The sequence below is a fragment of the Streptomyces sp. genome, assembly GCF_036524955.1.
GTDB lineage: Bacteria > Actinomycetota > Actinomycetes > Streptomycetales > Streptomycetaceae > Actinacidiphila.
This window is the reverse complement of the sequence record NZ_DATDBG010000178.1, coordinates 1-24,915: the sequence shown is the minus strand read 5'-3', so window position 1 is coordinate 24,915 and position 24,915 is coordinate 1. Positions and strand designations below refer to the sequence as shown.

21 protein-coding genes, 1 pseudogene and 1 riboswitch are annotated in these 24,915 nt (G+C 73.5%); of the genes and pseudogenes, 5 read left to right on the top strand and 17 right to left on the bottom strand.

Going from position 1 to position 24,915, the window contains the following annotated elements:
- Positions 1 to 2 precede the first annotated feature (2 nt).
- Positions 3 to 476 (top strand): hypothetical protein, encoded by a 474-nt coding sequence (locus tag VIW71_RS14500; RefSeq protein ID WP_331622639.1) that lies wholly within the window; start codon positions 3 to 5, stop codon positions 474 to 476.
- 153 nt (positions 477 to 629) lie between these two features.
- Here VIW71_RS14500 and VIW71_RS14495 read toward each other — a convergent pair whose 3' ends face one another.
- The 5 genes from VIW71_RS14495 to VIW71_RS14475 all read right to left on the bottom strand — a co-directional run bounded on the left by VIW71_RS14495 (position 630) and on the right by VIW71_RS14475 (position 8,341).
- Positions 630 to 1,823 (bottom strand): acyl-CoA dehydrogenase family protein, encoded by a 1,194-nt coding sequence (locus tag VIW71_RS14495; protein WP_331622638.1) that lies wholly within the window; start codon positions 1,821 to 1,823, stop codon positions 630 to 632.
- A gap of 313 nt (positions 1,824 to 2,136) precedes the next feature.
- On the bottom strand, positions 2,137 to 4,287 hold the full coding sequence (locus tag VIW71_RS14490; protein ID WP_331622637.1) for a putative bifunctional diguanylate cyclase/phosphodiesterase: 2,151 nt from the start codon (positions 4,285 to 4,287) through the stop codon (positions 2,137 to 2,139).
- Positions 4,284 to 5,093: an SAM-dependent methyltransferase gene (locus tag VIW71_RS14485; RefSeq protein ID WP_331622636.1), complete on the bottom strand. Its 810-nt coding sequence runs from the start codon at positions 5,091 to 5,093 to the stop codon at positions 4,284 to 4,286. Before VIW71_RS14485 ends, VIW71_RS14490 begins: the two co-directional genes overlap by 4 nt.
- A 552-nt stretch (positions 5,094 to 5,645) precedes the next feature.
- Positions 5,646 to 7,055 (bottom strand): peptidase C39 family protein, encoded by a 1,410-nt coding sequence (locus VIW71_RS14480; protein ID WP_331622635.1) that lies wholly within the window; start codon positions 7,053 to 7,055, stop codon positions 5,646 to 5,648.
- Positions 7,056 to 7,213: 158 nt separating this feature from the next.
- Positions 7,214 to 8,341: a M24 family metallopeptidase gene (locus VIW71_RS14475; protein WP_331622634.1), complete on the bottom strand. Its 1,128-nt coding sequence runs from the start codon at positions 8,339 to 8,341 to the stop codon at positions 7,214 to 7,216.
- A 104-nt stretch (positions 8,342 to 8,445) separates the two neighbouring features.
- Here VIW71_RS14475 and VIW71_RS14470 point away from each other — a divergent pair, with 104 nt between their 5' ends.
- Together VIW71_RS14470 and VIW71_RS14465 are read left to right on the top strand one after the other, a co-directional pair.
- Positions 8,446 to 9,060 carry a uridine kinase family protein gene (locus tag VIW71_RS14470; RefSeq protein ID WP_331622633.1) on the top strand — a complete coding sequence of 205 codons (615 nt, stop codon included), beginning with the start codon at positions 8,446 to 8,448 and terminating at the stop codon, positions 9,058 to 9,060.
- Between the two features lie 408 nt (positions 9,061 to 9,468).
- The gene (locus tag VIW71_RS14465; protein WP_331622632.1) at positions 9,469 to 11,370 is read left to right on the top strand and encodes an AAA family ATPase; all 1,902 of its coding nucleotides are present in this window, start codon (positions 9,469 to 9,471) and stop codon (positions 11,368 to 11,370) included.
- Between the two features lie 139 nt (positions 11,371 to 11,509).
- On the opposite strand, the gene VIW71_RS14460 is transcribed toward VIW71_RS14465, so the two are convergent.
- The 11 genes from VIW71_RS14460 to VIW71_RS14410 form a co-directional block, all read right to left on the bottom strand.
- Positions 11,510 to 12,616: a hemolysin family protein gene (locus tag VIW71_RS14460; protein WP_331622630.1), complete on the bottom strand. Its 1,107-nt coding sequence runs from the start codon at positions 12,614 to 12,616 to the stop codon at positions 11,510 to 11,512.
- On the bottom strand, positions 12,613 to 13,944 hold the full coding sequence (locus VIW71_RS14455; RefSeq protein ID WP_331622629.1) for a hemolysin family protein: 1,332 nt from the start codon (positions 13,942 to 13,944) through the stop codon (positions 12,613 to 12,615). The genes VIW71_RS14460 and VIW71_RS14455 overlap by 4 nt, the downstream gene beginning before the upstream one ends.
- Before the next feature lie 271 nt (positions 13,945 to 14,215).
- Positions 14,216 to 14,731 carry a PH domain-containing protein gene (locus VIW71_RS14450; RefSeq protein ID WP_331622628.1) on the bottom strand — a complete coding sequence of 172 codons (516 nt, stop codon included), beginning with the start codon at positions 14,729 to 14,731 and terminating at the stop codon, positions 14,216 to 14,218.
- Positions 14,731 to 15,579 carry an ATP phosphoribosyltransferase gene (hisG, locus tag VIW71_RS14445; RefSeq protein WP_331622627.1) on the bottom strand — a complete coding sequence of 283 codons (849 nt, stop codon included), beginning with the start codon at positions 15,577 to 15,579 and terminating at the stop codon, positions 14,731 to 14,733. Before hisG ends, VIW71_RS14450 begins: the two co-directional genes overlap by 1 nt.
- A gap of 100 nt (positions 15,580 to 15,679) precedes the next feature.
- Positions 15,680 to 15,952, bottom strand: a complete 273-nt coding sequence (locus VIW71_RS14440; RefSeq protein WP_331622626.1) for a phosphoribosyl-ATP diphosphatase — start codon at positions 15,950 to 15,952, stop codon at positions 15,680 to 15,682.
- 33 nt (positions 15,953 to 15,985) lie between these two features.
- Positions 15,986 to 16,471, bottom strand: coding sequence for a 6,7-dimethyl-8-ribityllumazine synthase (gene ribH / locus VIW71_RS14435; RefSeq protein ID WP_331622624.1), 486 nt, complete (start codon positions 16,469 to 16,471; stop codon positions 15,986 to 15,988).
- Positions 16,472 to 16,534: 63 nt separating this feature from the next.
- Positions 16,535 to 17,812, bottom strand: a complete 1,278-nt coding sequence (locus VIW71_RS14430; protein ID WP_331622623.1) for a bifunctional 3,4-dihydroxy-2-butanone-4-phosphate synthase/GTP cyclohydrolase II — start codon at positions 17,810 to 17,812, stop codon at positions 16,535 to 16,537.
- Positions 17,809 to 18,501: a nicotinamide mononucleotide transporter family protein gene (locus tag VIW71_RS14425; protein WP_331622621.1), complete on the bottom strand. Its 693-nt coding sequence runs from the start codon at positions 18,499 to 18,501 to the stop codon at positions 17,809 to 17,811. Before VIW71_RS14425 ends, VIW71_RS14430 begins: the two co-directional genes overlap by 4 nt.
- Positions 18,498 to 19,169, bottom strand: coding sequence for a riboflavin synthase (locus VIW71_RS14420; RefSeq protein ID WP_331622619.1), 672 nt, complete (start codon positions 19,167 to 19,169; stop codon positions 18,498 to 18,500). Before VIW71_RS14420 ends, VIW71_RS14425 begins: the two co-directional genes overlap by 4 nt.
- 1 nt (position 19,170) lies before the next feature.
- On the bottom strand, positions 19,171 to 20,265 hold the full coding sequence (ribD, locus tag VIW71_RS14415; RefSeq protein ID WP_331622618.1) for a bifunctional diaminohydroxyphosphoribosylaminopyrimidine deaminase/5-amino-6-(5-phosphoribosylamino)uracil reductase RibD: 1,095 nt from the start codon (positions 20,263 to 20,265) through the stop codon (positions 19,171 to 19,173).
- 163 nt (positions 20,266 to 20,428) lie between these two features.
- Positions 20,429 to 20,559: riboswitch (FMN riboswitch) on the bottom strand.
- A gap of 323 nt (positions 20,560 to 20,882) precedes the next feature.
- Positions 20,883 to 22,106 carry an ROK family transcriptional regulator gene (locus VIW71_RS14410; RefSeq protein WP_331622617.1) on the bottom strand — a complete coding sequence of 408 codons (1,224 nt, stop codon included), beginning with the start codon at positions 22,104 to 22,106 and terminating at the stop codon, positions 20,883 to 20,885.
- 127 nt (positions 22,107 to 22,233) lie between these two features.
- On the opposite strand from VIW71_RS14410, the gene VIW71_RS14405 reads away from it, so the two are divergent.
- The gene (locus tag VIW71_RS14405; RefSeq protein ID WP_331622616.1) at positions 22,234 to 23,478 is read left to right on the top strand and encodes an MFS transporter; all 1,245 of its coding nucleotides are present in this window, start codon (positions 22,234 to 22,236) and stop codon (positions 23,476 to 23,478) included.
- A gap of 354 nt (positions 23,479 to 23,832) precedes the next feature.
- Entirely contained in the window at positions 23,833 to 24,609 is a 777-nt protein-coding gene (locus tag VIW71_RS14400) for a DUF5995 family protein (RefSeq protein ID WP_331622615.1), read from the top strand.
- Between the two features lie 103 nt (positions 24,610 to 24,712).
- On the opposite strand, the pseudogene VIW71_RS14395 reads toward VIW71_RS14400, so the two are convergent.
- Positions 24,713 to 24,915, bottom strand: a pseudogene (locus tag VIW71_RS14395) (hypothetical protein); the annotation flags it as partial.

The following is a 24,915-nucleotide window of genomic DNA, read 5'->3' as shown; positions in this document are numbered from 1 at the left end:
TCATGCGAAACCATGTGCGCAACAGCCGGAGCGAGCGGACCCAGCCCGCGTTCGAGGAGGGGCACGAACGCGAGTTCCTGCTCTCCGCGCCACTGGACGAGTCCGACGACACGGACGAGGCGTTCGACGACGACTTCGGTGACGTCGTACGGCTGTACTGCCCGGACTGCGGGCAGCCGATCGCGGTCTTCGCGGACGAGGACCGTCTCCCGGAACACGCCCTGTGCCCCACCCCGTGGAACCCGTTCGGTCTGACCGTCTGCTCCGGTTCCGGCCGCCCGCTGGCGGACGCCCGGCCGCTGCCCGGCGAGGAGCCGGGCCAGGAGCCGGGCCAGGAGCAGGAACTGGCGGTGCTGCTGACGCTGCCCGCCGGACTCGACTGGCGCACCCAGCCCTTCTCGCACGTGGGCGGCCCCGGCTCACGGCCGATGCGGACGCCCGCGCCGCCGGTACCCGCACGGCGGCTGGCGGCCTGAGCCCGCCCGCGCCGTACCGGCCGGGCCCTCGGTGACGGAAGCCGCGCCCACGGGTGGCGCGGCACCGGCACGGGGGAACGGTGGACCGGGGGCATGGCCTTCCGCGCGGCCAGGGCCCTGCACGCGACCGGGACCGTCCGCGCGACCGGGAGCTCAGTCCCGCGACTCCGGCCCCGCGAGGTGGCGGGCGACCACCACCCGCTGGATCTGGTTGGTGCCCTCCACGATCTGCAGCACCTTCGCCTCGCGCATGTACCGCTCCACCGGGAAGTCCGCGGTGTAGCCGTAGCCGCCGAGCAACTGCACCGCGTCGGTGGTCACCCGCATCGCGGTGTCGGAGCAGAACAGCTTGGCCATGGCGGCCTGCGGGGAGAACGGCCGTCCCGCGTCCCGCAGCCGCGCCGCCGACAGGTACAGGGCGCGGCCCGCCTCGATCCCGGTCGCCATGTCGGCGAGCATGAAGCGCAGGCCCTGGAAGTCGGCGACCGGCCGGTTGAACTGCCGCCGCTCCAGCACGTATCCGAGGGCCGCGTCCAGTGCGGCCTGGGCGACGCCGATCGCGCAGGCCGCGACGCCCAGCCGTCCGGAGTCCAGCGCGGACAGCGCGATGGCGAAGCCCTGGCCCTCCTCGCCGATCCGGCAGCTGTCCGGCACGGTCACGCCGTCGAGGTGCACCTGCGCGGTCGGGGAGCCCTTCATGCCCATCTTCCGCTCGGGCGCGGCGGCCGACAGCCCGGGCGCGTCGCCCGGCACGAGGAACGCGGAGACGCCGTGCGCCCCCTCGCCGCCGCTGCGGGCCAGCACCGTGTAGAAGTCGGCGATGCCGCCATGGGTGGTCCACGCCTTCGTGCCGGTCAGGGTCCACGTGTCGCCGTCCCGTACCGCCCTGGTCCGCAGGGCGGCCGCGTCCGAGCCCGAGGTCGGCTCGGACAGGCAGTACGCGCCCAGCAGGCCCCCGCCCAGCATGTCGGGGAGGCGGTCGGCGCGCTGCACCTTGGTTCCGAACCGGGCCACGGCGTGGCAGGCCAGCGTGTGGACGCTCACCCCGAGCCCCACGGTGAGGCGGGCCGCCGCCAGCTCTTCCAGGACCTGGAGGTACACCTCGTACGGCTGGTCTCCGCCGCCGTACTCCTCGGGGTACGGAAGGCCCAGCAGCCCGGCCTGCCCGAGGGTCGTGAAGATCTCCCGCGGGAAGTGCCCGGCGTCCTCCTCGCCGGACGCCGCGGGCGCGATCTCGCGCCGGACCAGTTCCCGGGTGAGCGCGAGCAGGTCCCGCGCCTCCTCGCTGGGCACCTGCCGGTCCACCGGCCGGGGGCCGTACGGACCCTGTGGGGCTTGCTGCACCATCGCAGCTCACTCCTCCCTGTTCGGGGGCTGGGGCGTCCGCCGGGGGTGGGGCGGAACCCTCCGTGGGCATGCCCGGACCTGCGTTCCCTCTCGCGACGGGTCGCGCCACGACAGCGATCGCCACGTCCGGCGGATGGAGTATGCCCGTTCCGGGGCCACCCGTCACCAGCGCTCGCCCGGCCCGCGGCAGGCCTCTTCCGGCCACCGCCGGGCCGCCACCGGTTCCCCTTCATGTTCCGGCCTCACCCCGTGCGCCGCCTCCCGTGCCACGCAGCCCCCGGCAGGCCGGCCTCGTCGCCCCCCGTGGTCTTCGTCAGCGGGCTTCGGCTAAGACCAGCCGGCGCAGCAGCTCCGGCGGTCCGGGCCGCGCGTAGTACCAGCCCTGGCCGGTGTCGCACCCCAGGGCCCGCAGGTGTTCGGCCTGGGTCCGGGTCTCCACGCCCTCGACGGTGACGGACATGCCCAGGCCGTGGGCGAGCGAGACGATTCCCTCGACGATCTTGGCGTCGACCGGGTCCGCGGTGCGCTGCCGCATCCCGTGGGTGAAGGAGCGGTCCAGTTTCAGGACGCTGACCGGCAGCCAGCGCAGCGAGGAGAGGTTGGAGTAGCCGGTACCGAAGTCGTCGAGGGCGATCTCGACGCCGAGGTCGGCGATCCGCCGCAGCGGTTTGAGCGCGTCCTCGTCTGCGCCGATCAGCGCGCTCTCCGTGACCTCCAGGCAGAGCGAGGCCGGTGGCAGGCCGCTCTCGTCCAGCGCGCGGGCGACCTCGGCGACCAGGTTGGGGTGGTGGAGCTGCATCGGTGAGAGGTTGACGTTGACGTGCGGCGCGCGGCCGGCGTCGTCGCCCTGCCAGCCCCGGGCCTGCCGGGCGGCCTCCTCCAGCACCCAGCGGCCGAGCGGCACGATCTGGCCGGTGCTCTCGGCCAACGGGATGAACTTGTCGGGACCGAGCACGCCGTGGACCGGGTGCAGCCAGCGCACCAGGGCCTCCGCGCCGCGCACGGCGCCGTCCTCCAGGCCGATGAGCGGCTGGTACTCGATGAAGAACTCGCCGCGTTCCAGTGCGCCGGGCAGCCGGTTGGTCAGGCCGTGCCGGGTGATCGCGCGGGCGTCGGCGTCCGGGTCGGCGACCTCGTAACGGTTGCCGCCCTGCTCCTTGGCCCGGTACATGGTGATGTCGGCGCTGCGCAGTACGTCGGCGGCGGCGCGGCCGCCGACCGGGCCGTGCACGATGCCGATGCTGCCGGTGACGGGCAGTTCGCGGCCGTCGAGGATGACGGGGGTGGACAGCGCGTCCAGGATGCGGGCGGCCAGGTCGGTGACCTCGCGCAGGCCCGGTGGATCGACGTAGAGGGCGACGAACTCGTCGCCGCCGATCCGGGCGACGAGCTGCTGCGGCGAGGTGAGGCAGTTGCGCAGGCGTTCGGCGACGGCGATCAGCAGCCGGTCCCCCACCGCGTGACCGAGGCTGTCGTTGATGGTCTTGAAACCGTCCAGGTCGAGGTAGCACACACCGATCCGATCGGCGGAGCCGGGTGCCAGTGCCTGGTCGAGGCTTTCGAAGAACATCGCCCGGTTGGGCAGTCCGGTGAGCGCGTCGTGGGTGGCCTGGTGCCGCAGCCTGCGCAGCAGTCCGCGGCGCTCGGTGATGTCCTCCAGGAGCGCGAGCTGGTACTGCGGCTCTCCGGCGGAGTCCCGCAGCAGCGACACCCGGAGGTTGGCCCATAGGGCGGAGCCGTCGGCGCGCGAATAGGCCTTCTCGATGTGGTAGCCGTCGCGTTCGCCGCGGACGAGTTCGGCGTTGAGGGTGCGGATGCCGGGCGCGTTGTCGGGGTGCACCCACTCGCTGACGTTGCGCCGCATGATGTGGGCCTCGCTGCCGAACATCCGGGCCAGCGCGTCGTTGATCTCCAGCACCTGCCCGCTCATGTCGGCGATGCCGATGCCGATGGCGGCGCCCTCGAAGACCGCGCGGAACCTGGCCTCGCTGGCGGCCAGCGCCCGTTCGGCGTCGGCCTGGGCGGCGAGCGCGGCGCGGGATATGGACTCCTGCTCGGTCAGGGTGCGTTCGCGCAGTGCCTGGGAGAAGCCGACGGCCACCGCGTGCTGGAGCCGTGCGCAGCGGGCGCGGCCCTCGTCCACCGGCAGGTCGGGCCCGCAGTACAGCAGGAGGTAGGCGTCGACGACGCCGAGGATGCTGGGCAGCGCGTCGGGGTCGGTGCAGTGGGCGTCGACCAGCGACGTACCGACCTGCACGGCGGCCCGCGGGTCGAACGGCCGGGCCCGAAGCGCGTCGCTGAGGATGCGGGCCAGCGGCAGCAGGTGGTCCTCGAACTCGGTACGGGTCATCGACGTGGCGGTCACCGGGTAGATCGCCCGGCTCCAGATGGCGGCGAACCGCCGGAGACTGTCCTCGGGAGAAACCACCTCCTGGACCCCGGCCGCCGCCGGCTCGGTCGTCACGCCTTCAGCCCCACGCCGGCCAGGCCGTGGAGTACGGCGGGATCGTCGTCGTCACCGGGCGGGCTGTCGGGCCGCCAGTACGGGAGGGGTACGAGGCCGGGTTCGACGAGTTCGAAGCCGGCGAAGAAAGGTTCCAGCTCCTCGCGGCTGCGCATGATCAGCGGGGTGGTGGTGCGCTGGTAGGCCTCCTGCACCCCGCGCTGCCCCTCCGGCGTGGGGCCGAGGGTGGCGTGGGTGATGACCATGACGCTGCCCGGTGCCAGCGCGTCCCGCAGGGTGGCGATGATCTCGGCCGGGCGGTCGTCGTCGGACAGGAAGTGCACGACGGCGACGAGCATCAGCGCGACCGGCCGGTCGAAGTCCAGCAGCCGCTTGGTCTCGGACCTGCCCAGGATGGAGTGCGGGTCGCGCAGGTCGGCCGCGGCGATCGTCGCGTCCTCGTTGCCCTCCAGTACGGCCCGGCTGTGGGCGACGGCGACCGGGTCGTTGTCGACGTAGACGACCCGGGCGCCGGGGCTGGCGGCCTGGGCGACCTCGTGGACGTTGCCGAAGGTGGGGATTCCGGAGCCGATGTCCAGGAACTGGGTGATGCCGCGCTCCACCGCGAAGTGCACGGCGCGCCGCATGACCGCGCGGTTGGCCTGACCGATCTTGGGGATGCCCGGCAGTGCCTTCAGCGCCACCCTGGCCGCTTCCCGGTCCACCTCGAAGTTGTGCGATCCGCCGAGGAAGTAGTCGTATATCCGCGAGACGCTGGGCACGGTGAGATCGATGCCCCGCGGGGCCCAGGATGGACGGTCGGTCACGATACGTGTCTCCAGCTCATGGGGCTCAACGGACGCCTCTGGGACGGGGGTTCGCGGATCGAGGGGGCCACGGAGGCTCACCCACGAGGCTACTGATCACCTGTTCGGAGTGAAACACCGATCCGGAGACGGTAGGTCCGTTTTCGGTCAACAACCACCGGCATGTGCATATGCGAAAACGCGCACGTGCGGGGTTGCGCACACGCCGTGGGGCGGCCCCGCCGGCTCTCCCGCCGCGGGGCCCGCCCGCGAGAATCAAGGCCCGTTCACGGCTGCCCCGTCCGGCCGTTCCGGGGAGAACGGGCCGCCTCACCGGTGGGCGAGGGCGGCCCGTTTCCTGGTCGGTCTTCCTGGTCGCTCCCTCCGCGGGTGGTGGCCTCTCCCTCCTTGCCCGCCGTCAGGCAGGAGGGGCCCATCGGCCGCCCACTCCAGGAGCTCGGGCGTCAGCCCACGCCTCCTCGGTCGGTCTTCCTGCTCACTCCCTCCGCGGGCCGCCTCGTTCCTCGGCCGCCCACTCCAGGAGCTCGGGCGTCAGCCCTCCGAAATCCGGGCCTAGAGCACGCCCACGGACTCGAGCGCGCGCCGCTGACCAGGGCTCGGGTGCGCGGGGAAGTAGATGTAGCAGATGCCGCCGGTGCCGCTGCGGAGCTGGCCCGCGGCGTTGTAGCGCTTCGTTCGGAGCCAGATGGTCTCGAACTGCGAGCGCTTGTAGACGTTGCGGACCGCGTCGTCGCCGGAGCTGGCCGGGTCGTTGGCGACCACGTCGCCCTCCGGTGTGAAGCCCACGACGCACAGCAGGTGGCCGGAGGTCCCGTATCCCGCGCCGTCCAGCTCGGAGGCCAGGAAGGACTGAGACGTTATCAGCGGAATGCCGGCCTTGATCAGCCGCTCCACGTCGTCCAGCGAGCGCAGCCGGGTGACGACACCCTGCAGATCCTTGAAGGTGGCCGCGTACGCCGTGTTGAAGGGCCAGTTGCCGCACCCCTCGTACTGGTAGTCGTACGTGTGGCGGGCGGCGTGGTCGACCTGCGGGTCGGCGAAGGCGGGGTCCACCCATGCCAGGTCCTCGGTGGTCGGGCCGCGGCCCCAGTACTCGATGACCATCGTCGACGAGGTCGGGCTGCACCAGGCCTCGCCGCCGTTGTCGTACTCCGGGTACTGGCCCTTGTGGATGTTCTGCGAGTAGCGCGGCACCGGTAGTTCGATGCCGGCGGCCACCCCCGGCACGGAGGCGGGTACGGTGAAGCGGTCCGGGATGGCGGAGGCCATCGCGCCCAGCCGCCACACCGTGGGGGTGAGCGTGGTGCCGGGCTTGCGGAAGAGCGTCAGGCGGAGCCGGTACGAGGCGAGCAGCGGGCCGACGCCGGTGTCGTCGACGGAGAAGGTGTCGGTCCAGATGGTGCTCTTGCCGTCGGTCTGGTCGTCCACCGAGGTGCGCCGGATGTCCTCCGGGCCGTCTCCGGCGGTCCAGCGGCCCATGACGTAGTCGGGGGTGGCGGTGCCGTCGGTGTAGGTGCCGAGCAGCTCGACCTGGAGCCAGGTGCCCGCGGGCGTGTGTGCGTTCCAGGAGGCGACCAGCTCGCTCGCGGGGTACGGCACGGTGCGGACCGGTGAGGTCCAGGACGCCGACTCCCAGGTCGCGGTGGTGCCGGTGTGCGGGTCGGTGTAGTCGAACGTGCCGGTGGCGTGCGTGATCCGCAGGCCGGGGCGGCGCCCGGCGACCGGGCGGGTGCCGGAGTGGACACCGGACATCCAGCCGGTGAACGACGTCCAGCCGTGGTAGTCGACGGGCGCGTCGTCGGTTGTCGCGGCGTCACCTGCGGCCTGCGGCGCGGCGCCGGGAACGGCGGCCGTACCGGAGACGGCCGCCGGGGCGGCGGAGGCGGACTGCGCGGTCGCGGTGGCCGCCGCTGCCGCGAGCGCGGCGGCGAGTACGGCACGCCGGGGCGCGTTACTGGTCATGGCGGTGTTCCCCTCGGTTCCCCTCGAGTGACACGGGAAGACCCGCCCGCGCCCGGGCAGGCAGGGCGGGTGCGCACAACTATCGCTGTTCACCCGCGGTTCTCACCAGGGTTTCCGGGCCCGCGCCGCGACCAACATTGGTCTCCACCACTGGCGGCTCAACCGGGCAGAACCACCAGGTCACGCCCCGTCAGGTTGAGCCGCTCGCCGCCGGTTTCGGTACAGACCGCGATGTCCTCGATCCGCGCCCCGAAGGTACCGGGCAGATAGATCCCCGGCTCGACGGAGAACGCCATGCCCGGCTCCAGCGCCCGCTTGCTGCCCGCCACGATGTACGGCTCCTCGTGCGTCTCCAGGCCGATGCCGTGTCCGGTGCGGTGGATGAAGTGCTGGCCGTAGCCGGCCTCGGTGATGATGTCCCGGCCGACCGCGTCCAGTTCCTCGGCGGTGATACCGGGGCGTACCGCCCGGGTCTGCGCGGTCTGGGCGTGCAGCAGCACCTCGTACAGCTCCCGGAAGGCGGCTGGCGGCTCGCCGACCGCGTAGGTGCGGGTGGAGTCGGAGCAGTAGCCGTCGGCGGTGGTGCCGCCGATGTCGACGACCACCGGGTCGCCGGTCCTGATCACCCGGTCGGACACCTCGTGGTGCGGGCTGGCGCCGTTGGGACCCGAGGCGACGATGACGAAGTCCACACAGGCGTGGCCCGCGTCGAGGATCGCGTCGGCGATGTCCTTGGCGACCTCGCGTTCGGTACGGCCGGGCCGCAGCCATTCGCCGATCCGGCGGTGCACCCGGTCGATCGCGGCGCCCGCGCGGCGCAGCGCGGCCACCTCGGCCGGGCTCTTGCGCATCCGCAGCACCGACAGCACGTCCCCGGCGAGCCCGGCCTGCGCGCCGGGCAGCGCGGCCTGGAACGCGAGCAGCTTCTCGGCCCACATGTGGTTGTCCACGGCGAACAGCCGGGTGCCCACCGGCAGTCGGCGGGCGATCAGCGCGTACGGGTCGTCGGTCTCGTCGAAACCGGTGATCCCGATCCCGAGCGCGCCGGCCGGCGACGCCGCGGCGGCGGGCTTCTCCAGCGCCGGTACCACCAGGAACGGCTCCCCGCCGGCCGGCACCACCAGGCACGTCAACCGCTCCAGCGGCAGGGCCTGGTACCCGGTGAGGTACCGCAGATCCGCCCCCGGCGTCACCAGCAGCGCGTCGAGCCCCGCGTCCTCCGTGGCCCTCCGGGCCGCCTCCAGACGCTCGGCCGGATACAGGGAAGAGACCTCGGTGACGTTCACGTCTCCACGGTAGCGCCCGTCCGAGTCCGCGGGGCCGGCCGTTGCCGCCGCCGCGGGGCCGCCCGGCGCGCGTGTCCCGCCCCGGGCACGTACCCTCGGCGGTCATGGACCGTCTCACGCTACCCCGGCTGGTCGGGTCGCTGCCGCTGCTGCCGCCGTCCTGCGGACCGGTGCGGCTGGTGGCCGTGGACGGGCACGCGGGGTCGGGGAAGACGACGCTGGCCACGCGGCTGGCAAGGGAACTCGGCGGGGCTCCGGTCGTGCACACGGACGATCTGGCCACGCACGAGGAGCCGTTCGCATGGACCGCGCGGCTGGCCGCCCAGGTACTCGGGCCGCTGTCCGGGGGCCGGACCGCCAGGCACGAGGTGTACGACTGGACGGCGCGCCGTTTCGCGGGTGAGCGCGAGATCCCGGCGGCGCCCGTCGTCCTGCTGGAAGGCGTCGGCACCGGACGGTCGGCCGTACGCCCGTACCTGACGCTGCTGCTGTGGCTGGAGGTGGATCCGGCCACCGCGCGGCGGCGCGGACTGCGGCGCGACGGCCCGGGGTTGGCGCATTTCTGGACCGGCTGGACCCGTGAGGAGGACGCGCATTTCGCCGCCGACCCGTCCCGGCCCTTCGCGGATCTGCTGATCCACCAGTCCCAGGACGGGTACCGGGCGGTTCCCGGCTTCGTCGCGGGGGCCGAGCACGGCGGATTCGGTCACCCCGAGTGACCGCCCGGCGGCGGCCCGCTGCGGGCGGCCACGCACTCCCCCGGTGTGGCGCGACTTGACTTGACCACCCGGCTATGCAGCAATTACGTTTTCAACAAGCGGCTGGAAATCGCCGCTCCTCGGACGCGAAGCCCCCGGTTGTTCCCCCGTGACCGGGGGCTTCGCCTTGTCCACGCGACCGGAATGCCCCGTTCGACACCTCGCACTCCTCACGGACCGTCACCGCCCGGCACCCGTGCGTCCGTACGGCACCCTACGGTGATCCAGCCATCGCGGGTACGATGCGAAAAAAGAGGGGCGGAGCGGCGGGGCCGGGGGATCCTGCTGCCTGCCTCAACTCCCGCCCGGCACAACCGGGTTGGGGCGAGGGCGTCGGCGCGCGGCGGGGGACGGAATGGTGGGGACTTGATGGACTTCGGCACCGACCGTCCGGGCTCCCCGGCAGACCTGGCCTGGCTGCGCGGCGTGGACGCGTACACCATGGGCGCGTACGTGCAGGCCGAGGAGGAGTTCCGGTCCGCGGTGCGGATGGACCCCGGCATGGCGGACGCCTGGCTGGGCCTGCACGCGCTGCGGGCCGACACCGCGACAGCGCTGCTCCAGATGTACCGGCACCGGGACCGCTTCGGCGAGCAGCGGTCCGCGCACCGCCGCACCCTCAACTCCTGGTACTGGCTCGGCTGGTGGGTGCAGCCGGTGCTGGAGACCAGCCGCGACCTGCTGCTCGCGCACGCCTCGCACTGGCTGGACGGCCGCCATGTCGCCGAGCTGGACCGGGCGCTGGCGGACTGCCCGCCGATCGACACCGACCCGCAGGTCCGCTTTCTGCACGCCTGCCGCGCCTACCTGGTCAAGGACTGGGAGCACCTGGTCCGGCACACCGAACCCCTGCTCGGCGACCCGGTCCTCGGCATCGAGGCGGGGCTGTTCGGCGGCATGGCCCGGGTCCGCCTGGAGATGTGCGGGCAGGCGGAACCGCTGCTGGCCGCCGCCCTGATGCGGTGCCGCAGCGAGCAGCCGCAGCGCAAGGAGCTGCGGTACTGGCTGGCCCGCGCGTACGAGGGGACCGGCCGGACCGCCGCCGCGGTGCCGCTCTACCGCGCGGTGCACCGGGTGGACCCGGCCTTCATGGACACCGCGGCCCGCCTCGCCGCGATCCACGAGACCGAGGACGGCCTCGGTCTGGACGAGAACGCGAGCCTGGCCGCCGTACCGCTGGCCGGTGCCGGACAGGCGGTCCCGGAAGGCGGCGCCGACCTGGAGCTGCTGCCGGAGCCGGGCCCCGGCGGCGGTCCGGTCGGCCCCGAACTGGACGAGTCGCTGCTGGCCACCGGGCCGCTGGACGACGACGTACGGGACCGGTCCGCCGCACCGATGGGCAGCGGCGGCGGACTCCCCGCCCAGCTCCCGCTCGGCGGCTCCGACCCGTTACTCCTTGCCGAGGCGCTCGCCGAGCTCGACCGCATGGTCGGCCTGGAACCGGTCAAACGGCAGGTCAAGGCGCTCTCCGCGCAGCTGCGGATGGCCCGGCTGCGGGCCGCGCAGGGCCTTCCGGTGCAGCCGCCCAAACGTCACTTCGTCTTCTCCGGCCCCTCCGGCACCGGCAAGACCACCGTGGCCCGGATACTCGGCCGGGTCTTCTACGCCCTCGGGCTGCTCGGCGGCGACCACCTGGTGGAGGCCCAGCGCTCCGACCTGGTGGGCGAGTTCCTGGGCCAGACCGCGGTGAAGGCCAATGAACTGATCGACTCCGCGCTCGGCGGCGTGCTCTTCGTGGACGAGGCGTACGCGCTGTCCAACTCCGGCTACAGCAAGGGCGACGCATACGGCGACGAGGCGTTGCAGGTGCTGCTCAAGCGCGCCGAGGACAACCGGGACCGGCTGGTGGTGATCCTGGCCGGGTATCCCGAGGGCATGGACCGGCTGCTCGCCGTCAATCCCGGTCTCGGCTCGCGCTTCACCACCCGGGTGGACTTCCCCAGCTACCGCCCGCCGGAGCTCACCCGGATCGGCCAGGTGCTCGCCGCGGAGAACGGCGACCACTGGGACGAGGAGGCGCTGGACGAGCTGCGGGCGATCAGCGGCCACGTGGTGGACCAGGGCTGGATCGACGAACTCGGCAACGGCCGCCTGCTGCGCACCCTCTACGAGAAGAGCTGCGCCTACCGGGACCTGCGGCTCTCGGAGTACCCGGCTCCCCCGAGCCGCGAGGAACTCTCCACCCTGCGGCTGCCCGACCTCATGCAGGCCTACGGCGAAGTCCTCTCGGGCCGCGGCCCGGGGGTGCCGCCCCCCGACCCGGGCGAATAGGGGCGCGGGGGCTGCGCGCCCGGCCCCCGCCGGCCGGCGCCCCGAGCGCGACCGGGACGGGCTCGGCGGGTCCCGGACCGGACTGCGACCCCGCCCACCGGGTCGCGCGGTTCCCCGCGTGCCCACGTCGGGGCGCGCCTCACCGCACGAGTTCGCCCGGCCCCTCCGCGGGGTCCACCGCGGACCGTTCGCCCGCCGGCAGCGGCACCTCCGCGTCCCGGTGGGCGGGGTCGCGCACCTCACCGACCAGCATCTCCAGGACGTCCTCCAGGGCGACCAGACCGAGCACGCGGCCGGAGGCGTCCGCGACCGCGGCCAGGTGCGAGGCGGCGCGGCGCATCGCGGTGAGGGCGTCGTCGAGCGGGAGGTCGGCCCGGAGCGTGATCATCGGGCGCCACAGCCGCTGCGGGATCGGGCGGTCGTCGTCCTCGACGTCCAGTACGTCCTTGACGTGCAGGTACCCGAGGTAGCCCGGCCCGCCGCCGGGCACGGCGACCGGGAAACGGGAGTACCCGGTACGTACCGTCAGTTCCTCGACCTCGCGCGGGGTCGCGGAGGGTTCCAGGGTGATCAGCTCGCCGGGGGTGAGCAGCACCTCGGTGACCGGGCGGGTGCCCAGTTCGAGCGCGTCCTCCAGGCGTTCCTGCTCGTCGGAGTCGAGCAGCCCGGCCCGCCGGGCGTCCTCCACCAGCACGGTCAGCTCGGCACTGGTGAACACCGCGTCCACCTCGTCCTTCGGCTCGACCCGGAAGGCCCGCAGGATCAGCCGCGCGCACGCGCCGAGCACCGCGATGACCGGGCGGAACACCCGGGCGAAGCCGACGAGTCCGGGGCTGAGCCACAGCGCGGTCCTCTCCGGCGCGGCCATCGCCAGGTTCTTCGGCACCATCTCGCCGATCACCAGGTGCAGGAAGACCACCACAGCCAGCGCCAGCACGTAGCCGATCGGGTGGATCAGCCCCTCCGGGATCCCGGCGGCGGAGAACACCGGTTCCAGCAGGTGCGCGACGGTCGGCTCGGCGACCGCGCCCAGCGTCAGCGAGCAGACGGTGATGCCGAACTGGGCCGCGGCCATCATCTGCGGCAGGTGTTCCAGGCCGTACAGCACGGTACGGGCCCGGCGGTGGCCTTCGGCGAGCGGTTCGATCTGGCTGCGGCGGACCGAGATCAGCGCGAACTCGGCGCCGACGAAGAAGCCGTTGCCGAGCACCAGCAGGACGGCGAAGAGGAGTTGGAGTGCGCTCATCGCTTGCTCGCCTCCCCCGCGGCCGGTCCGGTCCGCACGATCCGTACGCGTTCGGAGCGGTGGTGGCCGACCTCCACGACGCGCAGCCGCCAGTCCGGCAGCTCCACGACGTCGCCGACCTCCGGGATGCGCGCCAGCAGATCGGCGACCAGCCCGGCGACCGTCTCGTACGGCCCTTCCGGGGCGATCAGGCCGATCCCTGCCAGGGCGTCGACCCGGCAGCCGCCGTCCGCGTCCCAGGCCGGGCGACCGGACTCGGGCGGCGCCTGGGCGAGTTCGGGCTGGTCGGCGGCGTCGTGCTCGTCGCGGACCTCGCCGACCAGCTCCTCGACGATGTCCTCCAGTGTGACCACGCCGGCCGTGCCCCCGTACTCGTCCACGACGACCGCGATCGGCTGCTCGCTGCGCAGCAGTTCCAGGAGCTGCTGGCCGGGCAGGGTCTCGGGGACGAGCAGGGGGGCGACCGCGATCCGGCCCGCGGGGGTGCGGTCGCGCTGGTCGGCGGGGACGGCGAGGGCGTCCTTGAGGTGGACCATGCCGGTGATGTCGTCCAGGCGTTCCCGGTAGACGGGGAAGCGCGACAGTCCGGTGGCGCGGGTGAGGTTGAGGACGTCGGCGGCGGTGGCGGTGTCCTCCAGGGCACTGACCCGTACCCGGGGGGTCATCACGTTCTCCGCGGTGAGGTCCCCGAGCGACAGGGTGCGCACGAAGAGGTCGGCGGTGTCCTGTTCGAGCGCGCCGGCCAGCGCGGAGTGCCGGGCGAGGGAGACCAGCTCGGTGGGGGTGCGGGCGGAGGCCAGCTCGTCGGCCGGCTCGACGCCGAACATCCGCACCAGATTGTTGGCGGCCCGGTTGAGCAGTTCGATGACCGGGCGGAAGGCGCCGGAGAAGGCGCGCTGCGGTCCGGCGACCACCCGGGCGACGGCCAGCGGACGGGAGACGGCCCAGTTCTTGGGGACCAGCTCACCGATCACCATCTGCACACCGGAGGCGATCATCATGCCGAGGACGACGGCGGAACCGGGGGCGGCGCCCTTCGGTACGCCGAGCGCGTGCAGCGGCCCGGTGAGCAGGTCGGCGAGCGCGGGCTCGGCGAGCATGCCGACCACCAGCGAGGTGATGGTGATGCCGAGCTGGGTGCCGGAGAGCTGGAAGGAGAGTTTGCACAGCGCGGCCACGACGCTGCGGGCGCGCCGGTCACCGTCGGCCGCGGCGCGTTCGGCAGCCGGTCGCTCCACGGTCACCAGGCCGAATTCGGCGGCGACGAAGAAGCCGTTGGCGAGGATCAGGACGAAGGCCGCTGCGAGAAGCAGCAGTGAGGTGATCATGATGCCGCCGCTCCGGAGGGCAGGGAGGGAGGGGCGGCGCAGGTACTACCGGACGGTTCGTCCATCGGGGTGTGAGTGTCACTCCTCGGGTGGTCGGGGCCCCGCGGCGCACTGGATGGTACGTGCGGCGAGGATCGGTGCGGGGCGGGCGCGGTGGGTGGCGCTCGCATCCAGGGTAGTCATAGCTGCGGCGGCCGCGTAGGACGAGGTCGCGCCGGGGACCGTGGCGCGACAACGCACCGCGGACGGCCCCGCGTTCGCAGCGGAGGGTTCAGTGCGGGCCCGGGCCCGTCGCCGTACCGTCGGCCTCGCCGAGGGCCGCCACCAGGTCCCGCAGCCTCGCCGCGTCCCTGAGTGCCTGCTCCCTGGCGATGCCGGGCTGGATGCCCATCACCGCGAGCGTGGTTCCGTCGGCCAGGTCGAGGTGCACCCAGGCGTCACCGGACCGCAGGTTGACCCGCACCACCTCGGCCCAGGCGAGTCGGCGCCTGACCGTCAGGTTGACGACGGTCAGGCCGGCCGGCTCCGCGACCGCCTTGGGCCGGCTGAGCAGTACCAGCACCCCGCTGATCAGGGCCGCGGTGATCACCACGGTGGCCCGGTCGCCCGTGCTCCAGGGAGCGGCGCCGTCGTGCGGCATCAGCACCGCGATCACGGTGAGCGTGACGAAGAGCACGACCGCCATGGTGAGCAGCACCAGCCGGGTGACCACCGGCCGGAAGGTCACGGGCAGGCAGGCCGGCGCCGAGGGGTCGCGCAGGGCGGGCGGCGGCTCGTTCGCGGTCATCACAGGCGGGCGGCGTGGATGCCGGTGGTCAGGATCGCGCGGGCGCCGAGGTCGTACAGCTCGTCCATGATGCGCTGGGCGTCCCGGGTGGGGACCATGGCGCGGACCGCGACCCAGCCCTCGTGGTGCAGCGGGGAGACGGTGGGCGACTCCAGGCCGGGGGTGAGGGCGACGGCCCGCTCGACCTGCTCGACCCGGATGTCGTAGTCCATCATCACGTACGCCCGGGCGACCAGGACGCCCTGGAGACGGCGCAGGAACTGCTGCACCTTGGGGTCCTGCGGGTCGGCGCCGGTGCGCCGGACGACCACCGCCTCGGACTCCATGATCGGCTCACCGAAGGTCTCCAGGCCGGCGTTCCGCAGCGAGGTGCCGGTCTCCACGACGTCGGCGATGACCTGGGCGACACCGAGCTGGATGGCGGTCTCCACGGCGCCGTCGAGGTGCACCACGGAGGCATCCACGCCGTGCTCGGCCAGGTGCTTCTCGACCACGCCCTCGTACGAGGTGGCCACCGTCATCCCGCCGAGGTCGCCGACGGTCAGCGCGACACCGGGCCGGCCGGCGTACCGGAAGGTGGACCGGGCGAAGCCGAGCCGGAGGATCTCCTCGGCGTTCGCCCCGGAGTCCAGCAGCAGGTCCCGGCCGGTGATGCCGATGTCGAGGCGGCCGGAGCTGACGTAGATCGCGATGTCGCGGGGGCGCAGGTAGAAGAACTCCACGCCGTTGTCGGCGTCCACCAGGACGAGTTCCTTCGACTCCTTGCGCTGGCGGTAACCGGCCTCATGGAGCATGGCCGCCGCAGGTCCGGACAGTGAGCCCTTGTTCGGGACGGCGATGCGCAGCATGAGTACAGCTTCCTTGTCTCGGGGTGTCCGGCGTGTCGCGGGGGTGCCGCGGTTCTACGGGGAGGGTTCGGGGGGACGGATGCGAGCGGCGCGAACGCGCTCAGAGATGAGCGTAGACGTCGTCCAGGGAGATTCCCCGGGCGACCATCATCACCTGAACGTGGTACAGGAGCTGGGAGATCTCCTCGGCGGTGGCGTCGGCGCCCTCGTACTCGGCGGCCATCCACACCTCGGCGGCCTCCTCCACCACCTTCTTGCCGATCGCGTGCACGCCCTTGCCGACCAGCTCGGCGGTGCGGGACGTGCTGGGGTCGCCGGTGGCGGCCTTGTGCTGGAGCTCGATGAAGAGCGCCTCGAATGTCTTGTTGGCCATGGTGGTCCTAGCCTACGGGCAATGGCCGGCGGGTCAGCGCCAGGGCTCGGCGACCCAACGCAGCAGGCTCGCGGTGGCCACCGCCGCGGTGACCGCCTCGTGCCCCTTGTCCTCGTTCGAGCCGGGCAGACCGGCGCGGTCCAGCGCCTGCTCCTCGGTGTCGCAGGTCAGGATGCCGAAACCGACCGGGACGCCGCTGTCCACGGACACCTGCGTGAGTCCGGCGGTGACGCCCTGCGAGACGTACTCGAAGTGCGGGGTGCCACCGCGGATGATCACCCCGAGCGCGACGATCGCGTCGTAGCCGCGGCCGGCCAGGACCTTCGCGACGACCGGGAGTTCGAAGCTGCCCGGGACCCGCAGCAGGGTCGGCTCGTCGATGCCGTACTCGCGCAGGGCGCGGACGGCCCCGTCGACGAGGCCGTCCATCACCTGGGTGTGCCACTGCGCCGCGATCACGGCGACGCGCAGGTCGCCGCAGTTCTTCACGGTCAGCTCGGGGGCGCCCTTACCGCTCACTTCTCTCCTCGGTGCTTCGTCGGTGCTGGGTCGTGCTTCGGCTCGTGTGCGCCCGGACGGGTGCTACTGGTGGGCGCTGTCGAGCCACGGCAGGTCGTGGCCCATGCGGTCCCGCTTGGTGCGCAGGTAGCGCAGGTTGTGCTCGCCGGCGGCGACCGGCATCGGTTCGCGGCCCAGCACGTCGAGGCCGTGCCGGACCAGCGCGCCGGTCTTGGCCGGGTTGTTGGTCATCAGCCGCAGTGAGCGCACCCCGAGGTCGGCGAGGATGCGGGCGGCGGCGCCGTAGTCGCGGGCGTCGGCGGGCAGGCCGAGTTCCAGGTTGGCATCGAGGGTGTCCCGGCCGCGTTCCTGGAGCTCGTACGCGCGCAGCTTGGACATCAGGCCGATGCCGCGGCCCTCGTGACCGCGCAGGTAGATCACCACGCCGCGGCCCTCCTGCGCCACCTTGCGCAGCCCGGCCTGGAGTTGCGGGCCGCAGTCGCAACGCTGTGAGCCGAAGACGTCGCCGGTCAGGCACTCGGAGTGCACCCGGACCAGGACGTCCTGACCGTCGCCGAGGTCACCGGCGACCAGCGCGATGTGCTCGACGCCGTCGACGGTGCCGCGGTAGCCGTGGGCGCGGAAGTCGCCGTACGCGGTGGGCAGCGTGGTGCTGGCCTCGCGGCGGACGGTGGGCTCGGAGGAGCGGCGGTAGGCGATCAGATCCTCGATGGAGATGATCGACAGGCCGTGCTTGCGGGCGAAGGGCACGAGTTCGGGCAGCCGGGCCATGGCGCCGTCCTCGCGGGCGATCTCCACGATGGCCGCCGCGGGCCGCAGTCCGGCCAGCCGGGCCAGGTCCACTCCCGCCTCGGTGTGGCCGGCCCGCACCAGCACGCCGCCGGCCCTGGCCCGCAGCGGGAAGACGTGCCCGGGGCGTACGAAGTCCCCGGCCACCGCGGAGGGTTCGGCCAGCAGCCGGATGGTGGTGGCCCGGTCGGCGGCGGAGATCCCGGTGGTCACGCCGTGCTCGCCGCTCGCGTCCACCGAGACGGTGAAGGCGGTGCGCATCGACTCGGTGTTGGCCGCGACCATCTGCGGCAGGTCGAGGCGGTCGAGTTCGGTCTCCTCCATCGGCACGCAGATCAGCCCGCGGCACTCGGACATCATGAAGGCGACGATCTCCGGGGTGATCTTCTCGGCGGCGACGACCAGGTCGCCCTCGTTCTCCCGGTTCTCGTCGTCCACCACCACGATCGGGCGGCCGGCGGCGATGTCGGCGACGGCGCGCTCGACGGGGTCGAGTACGAGGTCGGCCTCGGCGTCGTACCAGTCGTCGTGCAGTGCGGTCACGGCACTCATGCCGTCACTCCCTCCGTAACGGTGCTGCTCTGCGACTGAGGCTGTGTCTCGGATGGCTCGGGCGTCTCGGCACCGGTCTTCCTGGTCTGCTGCCACCACGCGTACATCCCCGCGATCACCAGGACGAAGTAGATGCTGTAGACCAGACCGGAGAACGGCAGGCCGCTGTGGAAGTTGAGAGGCACGCCGACCAGGTCCACCGCGAGCCAGGCGAACCAGAACTCGACCCAGCCGCGGGCCTGGGCGACCATCGCGGCGAGCGTGCCGGTGAAGATGTACGCGTCCGGCCACGGGTTCCAGGACAGCGACGGGTAGGCCAGGAAGAGCGAGGCGACGGCGACCGTGCCGAGGCCGGTGGCGGCGACCAGCACCGCCCGTTCCCGCCAGGTGGCGAACCGGACGGCGACCCGGCCGGTGCGCGCCCGGCCGCGCCGCCACTGGTACCAGCCCCACACGGCGAGGGTGATCACCACGAACTGCTTGCCCACGCCGCCGCCCAGGTTCGCCGACCAGAACGCGGCGACCAGCACCACGCCGGAGAGCAACTGCACCGGCCAGGAGAGCATCGCGCGCCGCCAGCCGAGTGCCAGCGCGCCCAGACCCAGCAGGTTGCCGATCATGTCGGACCAGATGACGTGCTGGTCGAAGGCGGTGAACGCCTCGCTGTTCAGCCAGTGCAGCGCGCTCACTTGACGGCCTCCGGCTGTGTGTCGGCGGCGGTCGGCCCGGTCGCGGCGGCGGTCGGCTGCCCCGTGGTGGCCTCCGCTCCGGGCGTGGTCAGCATCCGCTCCACGTACTTGGCGATGACGTCCACTTCGAGGTTGACCGGGTCGCCGGGCTGCTTGCGGCCGAGCGTGGTCAGCGCGAGGGTGGTCGGGATGAGGCTGACGGTGAAGGCGTCGGCCGCGGCCTCGACCACGGTCAGGCTGATGCCGTCGACCGTGATGGAGCCCTTCTCCACGACGTAGCGGGAGAGTTCGGCGGGCAGCGAGATCCGTACGATCTCCCAGTGCTCGGCGGGGATGCGCTCCAGCAGCCTGCCGGTGCCGTCCACGTGGCCCTGGACGAGGTGCCCGCCGAGCCGACCGCCGAGCGCCATCGGGCGTTCGAGGTTGACCCGGGAGCCGGCCCGGAGCGCGCCGAGGCTGGAGCGCTTCAGCGTCTCGGCCATGACGTCGGCGGTGAACGCGCCGTCGCCGTAGTCCACGACGGTCAGGCAGACGCCGTTGACGGCGATCGAGTCACCGTGCTTGGCGCCCTCGGTCACGACGGGTCCGCGGACGGTGAAACGGGAGGCGTCGCCCAGATCCTCGACGGCGGTGATCTCACCCAGTTCTTCGACGATTCCGGTGAACACTTCAGCTCTCCTGTGGGGCAGTCGGAACGGCGGTGACGCGCAGGTCGGGCCCGAGGCGGGCGACGTCGGTCACGTCGAGCCGCAACACCTGCGCGATGGTGGTGATTCCGGCGTCCGCCAGGACGGCCGGGCCGGCGCCGAGCAGCGCGGGAGCGAGGTAGGCGGTGACGGTGTCGACGGCGCCGGCCTCGACGAACGCCCCGGCGAGCGTCGGCCCGCCCTCCAGCAGCACCGAGCGCACCCCGCGGCCGGCCAACTCGGCGAGCAGCGCGGGGACATCGAGCCCGGTGCCGTTCTTGTCGCACGGCAGCCGGGCGATGCCGACGCCCGGGAGGTGGGAGGTGTCGGCGTCCTCGGCGACGGCTATCAGGGTCGGGGCGGCGTCGTCCAGGACTCGGGCCGCGCCGGTGATACGGGCCCGGCTGTCGACCACAACCCGCAGCGGCTGGGTGACGCCGTCGATGCCGCGTACGGCCAGGTGCGGGTCGTCGGCGAGCAGGGTGCCGGACCCGACGACCACGGCGTCGGCCTCGGCGCGCAACCGGTGCACGTCGGCGCGGGACTCGGGCGAGCTGATCCAGCGGCTCGAACCGTCGGCGGCGGCGATCCGGCCGTCGAGCGTGGCGGCGTACTTCCAGCGCACGTAGGGGCGGCCGAGGCGTGCGAAGGTGAGCCAGGCGGCGTTGACCGCCGCGGCCTCCTGCGCGAGCAGCCCGCTCTCCACGTCGACGCCGGCCGCCCGCAGTGTGCCCGCGCCGCCGGACGCGACCGGGCCGGGGTCGTCGACGGCGTACACGACCCGGGCGATGCCGGCCTCGATCAGCGCCCTGGCGCACGGTCCGGTACGGCCGGTGTGGTTGCACGGTTCCAGGGTGACCAGGGCGGTGCCGCCGCGGGCCCGTTGCCCGGCCGCGAAGAGCGCGTTGACCTCGGCGTGCGGCCCGCCGGCCCGTTGGTGCCAGCCCTCGCCCGCGACGGCCCCGGACGCGTCGAGGATCACGCAGCCCACAACGGGGTTGGGGGCGGTGGCACCGAGCGCGCGGGCGGAGAGCGCGACAGCGCGACGCATCGCGTCGGTTTCCGTGGCGGTGGCCACCGGGTCCTCCTGCCTCTTCGGGCACGGACTCCGGGGCATTGGGACTGCGAGCGGGAACGCACACGCCTTGGCGTGTGTCAACCAGGACGCCGGATCGCTCACGGCCTGCGCGGACTGCTCGCCCGCGGGCCCGCCTGCGGCGGCGTACCTTCGTGAACGCCCGCCGCGCACTGCCTCCCATCCGGACTTTCACCGTCGGTCCAGGAATTTCACCTGGTCAACCGCCCGCTGGCTGCGGACGGGTCGCGGACTGTAACCGCCGGTTCGGAATTGCACCGACCCCGGAGTGCGCGATACGTCACTGGTACGGGAGTCAGTCTGCCACGTCACGCTGTCGGCGATCCACCGAGTTCCTGTGGTCTGGCTCACAGGGCTCCCCTCGCGTGCGGCTCCAATTGGCCTGCGCCCACCGGCCGCAGGCCGCGAGCGCCACGAACGCACAGGGCGCGTGCGCACGGCGCGGCAGCCGCCGGCGGGCCACGGGGACCACCACCGGACGACCCGCATCCGCACGAAGACCCGTGCCCGGCCTGCGATCCGCACGGGTGTGGGGCCTGCCGCCAGAGGCAGGGGGAGGGTGACAGAGACCCGGCGCCGGCAGGCGCCGGCAGATCGGGCTACCCCGCGGGAGCGAAGAGCGCTTCCTGGGCCGCGTCCATGGCCATGATGACGGCTCCGCGCAGGACGGGGCCGTCGGGGACAGCCGTGGGCTGAACGCGGGTGTGCAGCGGGGACAGCCGGGAGAGCCGCGCGGAGACGAGTGCGGCGAGCCGTTCGCCGCCGGCCGCCCCCACTTCCCCGGCCAGCACCACCCGCCCCGGATCGAGCACCGCGCACACCGCCGCCGCGCCCAGGGCGATCCGGGAGGCCAGTTCGCCGAGGAAGGCCGCGGCCCCCGCCGCCCCCTCCCCCGCGAGCGCCGCCCGCACCATCGCCGCCGCGCCGGCCGCGCCGTCCCCCTCGCCCGCGGCGGCGAGCCCGTAGGACCGCCCGAGCGCACACACCGCCCGGCTCCCCGTCAGCCCGTGGTACCCGGTCCCGCGGTCCGTCGCGGTCGGCGGTTCGCCGGACGGCGAGAGGGGAAGGAAACCGACCTCGCCGGCCCCGCCGGAGGCACCCCGCCGCAGCCGCCCGTCGAGCATGACGCCCGCCCCGACCCCGCCGCCGATCCAGAGCAGGACGAACGTGTCCGCCTCCCCGCCACCGCGCACCCGGTGCTCCGCCACCGCGGCCAGGTTGACCTCGTTCTCCAGCAGCACCGGTACGCCCAGCCGCCGCCGTACCTCGTCCACCAGGTCGCCGTGCCACGCCGGCAGCGCGCCGATGGGGCCGAGCCGGCCCGTCAGCGGGTCGATGAGCCCGGGGGCGCCGAACGCCACGGTGTGCAGTCCGGCCGCCCCGGCCGTCCGGGCGGCGCCCAGCAGCAGCGCGACCGCGTCCGCCACGATCCGCGCGGGGTCCGCGTGCTCGGCGACCGGCAGTTCGGCCCGGGCCACCGTCCGGCCGAGCAGGTCCGCGATCTCCACCGCGACGCTCTCGACCCGGACGTCGAACCCGGCCACGTACGCCCGGTGTGCGACGATCCCGTAGACCCGCGCGTTCGGGCCGCGCCGTGCCTCGCCGGTCTCCCCGACCACCTCGATCAGCCCGGAGTCCTGGAGCCGTTCGACCAGGTCGGCGACGCTCGGCCGGGACATGCCGGTCAGCTCCTTCAACTGCCCGGCGGTGAGCGGTCCTTCCTCCTGGAGCAGACGCAGGGCGAGCCGGTCGTTGATGGCGCGTGCGGTGCGCGGCGACGCGTTGCGCCCGGGACGCGCGGGCTGCGCGCGGGTGACGGTCATGCGGGCGATCCTTCCACGGCGTTGCTGCCCGGCCGGAGACTCCAGCCGGAACCCGGCCCGGTCCCCCGGCCGAGCCCAGTCGGAAACCCACTAACTTTCAGGCAGGCTTCCTGATAATTTACCGCACATGAGCATGACCAGTACCGGCGCCGCCGGGCGCGCCGCCCCCATCCCGCTCCGCCGCGCCCACCTGATCGTCGCGACGGCGTTCGCCGTGCACGGCGCGGTGAGCGGTACCTTCGCCGGCCGTATCCCCTGGATCAAGGACCACCTGGAGCTGAGTCCGGGCGCGCTGGGCCTCGCCCTGGTCTGCCCCGCGATCGGCTCGTCGCTGATGATGCCGCTGGCCGGACGGCTGATGCACCGGTTCGGTTCACGAACCGCGCTGCGGACGCTGCTCACCCTGTGGTGTGCCGTGCTCGCGCTGCCGCCGCTCGCCCCCGGCCTGCCCTGGCTCTGTCTGACGCTGTTCGCCGTCGGCGCCGCCGCCGGCATGGCGGACGTGGTGATGAACGCGCTCGGCGTGGCCGTCGAGGAGCACAAGGGCAGGTCGATCATGTCGGGGCTGCACGGCATGTGGAGTGTGGGCACCCTGATCGGCGCGGCGATCAGTGTCCCGGCCGCGCACGCCGGGCTCGACGGCCGTATCCACCTGGGCGCGATGTCGGCACTGCTGGCGGTGGTCGCGCTGGTCGTCTGCACGGGCGCCCCGGACGTCCGGCCCGCCGCGGACGAGTCCGCTCCGCCGCGGTTCGCCCTCCCGCCGCGCTCCGCGCTGGTGATCGGCGCGGTCGGGTTCTGCGGGGTGTTCGCGGAGGGCGCCAGCGCCGACTGGTGCGCGGTCTACCTGCGGGACGTCGCCAGCGCCTCCCCCGCGGTGGCCGCGCTCGCGTACACCGCTTTCGCGTGCACGATGGCGACCGCACGGCTGCTGGGCGACCTGGTGGTACGGCGGCTCGGCGCGGTGACCACGCTGCGCTGCGGCGGTGTGATCGCCACCGTCGGCGGGACGCTCGTCGTGGTGGCGCACACCCCGGCGCCGGCCATCGCCGGCTTCGCGATGCTGGGGGTGGGCGTCTCCGTGGTGGTCCCGCTCTGCTTCGGGGCGGCCGGGCGGCGCGGCCCGGTGCCGAGCCAGGCCATCGCGGGCGTCGCGACCGTCACGTACACCTCGGGCCTGGTCGCTCCGGCGGCCATCGGCGGTATCGCCGGGGCGAGTTCACTCACCGTGTCCTTCGGCCTGGTCACGGCGCTGACGCTGGGGGTGGTGCTGGGCGCGGGGGTGGTCCGGCCCAGCGGAGGCAAGGACGTCGCGGACCCCACCGTCCCGGCCGGGGTACCCGCCGCGACCGGCGGCACACCGGCCGAGTGACGGCGGCACCGCGAAGGGGACGGTTCCGGCTCCCGGCGGCGAACGGCCGCGCCCGGGCAGCGGAACGACAAGGGTCCGGCGGGCGCGCACGGGGGAATCGAGCCCGCCGGACCGTGCCTCCACGTTAGCGGTCCCTCACGCGCTGTCGAAGCCGGACCCGGCCAAAACATCTCGCGGGATTACGCCATGGCACAGGCGCGCCGCCTACTCGTGTCCGCAAAAGGGCAGTTGGGGCAGGCTGGTGTGCAGTCGGGGCACGCCGGGGTTCCGCCTCCGCAGGCGCCGTCACACGTTCCGGCGACCGTCGGCGCTGTGCGACGGGGTGGCGGCGGCGGTGCCTGGGAGGGTGGACGGATGACGACGGTGGGGCGGCCGGGCGCCGCTGATATGGGGTGCGTGGTCGCGAGGATGCGCGGGCTGGGGGGCGCGCTGCCGTACGGCGACGGGGTGGCGGTGTTCAACCGGGTGTACCTGTCGGTCACCGAGGAGGTGCGCCGGCGGCTGGCCGCCGGGGAGTTCGCCGACCCGTACACCGCCGGCGAGCTGGCCGTACGGTTCGCCGGACGCTATTTGGCCGCGGTGGAGGACGACGCGGCGGGGCTGCGTCCGCGTCCGGCTTCCTGCTCGTCCTCTCCGCGGACCGCCTCGTCCCTCGGCCCGCCACCGCGCGAGCCCGGGCGTCAGCCCTCCGGGCCACCGGCCTGCTGGCGTGCCCTGCTGCGGATGCGGCGGCACCGCGGCGTCCGCCCGCTCCAGTTCGCGCTGGCCGGGATCAACGCGCACATCGGCCACGACCTGGCGCTCGCGGTGGTGGATACCTGCCGGGCCACCGGCCGCCGGCCGACCGCGCTGGAGGGCGACTTCGACCGGATCGGCGATGTGCTGGCCGGCGTCGAGACGCGGGTCCGCGAGGAGCTGATGCCCGGCCCCGACCTGCTGGACAGCGCCGATCCGCTGACGCATCTGGTCGGCGCGTGGAGCCTGGAGCGGGCGCGGGACGCGGCGTGGGCCGCGGCCCGGCTGCTCTGGGCGCTGAGGAGGTCGCCGGACGCGTACGAGGAGTGCGCGGCGCGGCTGGACGCGGGGGTCGGGCTGGTGGGGCGGTTCCTGCTCACCCCACTGGACCGGTGACGTGCCGTCAGGTCGTACGGCCGGCTGTCGGGCCGGGTGGACGACCGGCCGGCACGTCGCACGGAGGACACAGTTCTCACTCCTCCGGCAGCGGCACCGGCGCGATCTCCGAAGGGGTGCTGGGCGCCGGCGGGTTGGGGAACGGCCTGGTCTGCGGGCCCACCAGGTCCACGTAGTGGTGGAACGCGGTGGACGACGGCGGGAAGCGCATCGCGCCCAACTCGGCCGTCAGGGCGCCGTCCGCAGCCGCGGCGGAGCAGCATGCCCGTGGGCGGACACGGTCCCGCGGGGCTCCGCAGCCGTGGG